Annotated in this window: 1 protein-coding gene; it reads right to left on the bottom strand. The window is 65.0% G+C overall.

Annotation, left to right across the window (positions count from 1 at the left end):
* Positions 1 to 1,190 (bottom strand): integrase catalytic domain-containing protein (locus IEX33_RS19225; protein ID WP_188732477.1); only part of this gene is annotated, 1,190 nt, incomplete at its 3' end.
* Positions 1,191 to 1,227: the final 37 nt, after the last annotated feature.

Genomic DNA, 1,227 nt, shown 5'->3' with positions numbered 1-1,227 from the left:
TTCGGGTACGAGTTGAACCAGGTGTTGATCTTGTAGTCGCGGGGAGCAGCTTTGGCCTGGCTGAGGGCTTCAAGCTGTCCGGTCAGGGCCAGGATCTGGCGGGACAGTGCCGCCGGTTTGAGGCGTTTGAACTGGGCGTCCATGGCGATGACGGGCCGCTTCCGGACGTTCGGATGCGCGGCGGCGCGTTGGTGCGGGGTGAGGGCGGCATCATGTTTCTTGACCACTTTTGCCCCATGACGTTCCTTCGAAAGCAGCTTCTGCTGGGGCAGCAGGTAGTTCGTGAACAGCGCATCGAGTTCCCAGATGGCGTTGAGTTTTTCCAGCTCTGCCGCGGTGTCGTAACGGTAGTAGCCCACGAGCTCACGGACGCGCGCCCAGTTCTTCTGTTCCACATGGGCGCCGTCGTTTTTGTTGCCCGGCCGGGACCGGGTGAAGGTGATCTGCCGGGCATGGCAGTACTCCAGCAGGTAGTCGTTGATGAACTCGGACCCATTGTCTGAGTCAATCCCAAGGATCGGGAACGGGAACCGGCCCAGCGCGTACTGCAGGGCTGCGAACACCCATTTCTGGGCCTTGTTCGGAACCGACCGGTTCACCGTCCACCCGGTCGCGATATCAGTCACGGTCAGTGTAAAGCAGAACTGTCCGGACGCCACGCCGCCTTCATGTCCGACCAGGTCGATCTCAACGAACCCGGGCACCGCGTCGTCCCAGTCCGCCCAGGTCCTCACCGGGATCTGCGACTTCAACAAGGAGCCGGGCTTGGTATGCGACCGGCCCCGCAGCACCAGTTTCGCCCGCTCCGGTGCAAGCTTCCGATCGATCGTCGCCGCGCTCATCCGCATCAGCAGTACCGCCTCCGCGTCCGTCAGGTCCAGTTCCCCGTCCCGGCGCAGCAAGGGCACGAGCACCGGCAGCATCGGCGCCAGCCTCTTGCCGGCCGGGCCCCGCAGCACCGCCCAGCAGACCACCAGCGCCTCGATCACCCGCGGACCATAAACCGGGGGTCGATGCGGACGGGGTCGTACCGGCCGCAGCTCCAAAGCCTGACGCACAGCCCGCCGTGCGTAGTCCCGGTTCCAGCCCGTCAGCTCCACCAGTTCGTCCAGGATCCGCACCTTCTCCAGCCGGCTCCCGCGGGCATACGCTCGGGCCTTGATCACCGTGACGGCCTTGCGCTGGCTCATCGTCAGTCCCATCCCTCAAGGATGTCCGCGCCCCGCC

Origin of the sequence: Pseudarthrobacter scleromae (genome assembly GCF_014644515.1) — a bacterium.
GTDB classification, from domain to species: domain Bacteria; phylum Actinomycetota; class Actinomycetes; order Actinomycetales; family Micrococcaceae; genus Arthrobacter; species Arthrobacter scleromae.
Note: the sequence above shows the minus strand (reverse complement) of the source record. Positions and strands in the feature narration are given on the sequence as shown.